Below are 301 nucleotides of genomic sequence, written 5' to 3'. Positions count from 1 at the left end.
ATAAAGGATATTTTCAGCAGAGTAGATGGTAGAGTAATTTTTGCTACATTTGCATCGAATATCTACCGACTTCAACAAGTTGTAGAAGCAGCTGTTAAAAACAATAGAAAGATTGCTGGTTTTGGCAGGAGTATGGAATCAGCTATCAACCTTGGACAAGAGTTAGGTTATATTCAGGCCCCTAAAAACACATTTATCGATGCGAATCAAATCAATCGATTGCCTGCACAAGAGGTAACCATACTTTGTACGGGTTCACAAGGTGAGCCAATGGCAGCTCTTTCTCGAATTGCAAATGGGA

At 39.5% G+C, this 301-nt stretch carries 1 pseudogene; it reads left to right on the top strand.

The annotated features are described in order from the left end of the window. A pseudogene (locus tag JKP73_RS22630) lies at nt 1–301 on the top strand (ribonuclease J); the annotation flags it as partial.

The organism is Virgibacillus salexigens (assembly GCF_014905415.1).
GTDB lineage: Bacteria > Bacillota > Bacilli > Bacillales > Amphibacillaceae > Virgibacillus > Virgibacillus salexigens.
This window is presented reverse-complemented; position numbering and strand designations above follow the sequence as displayed.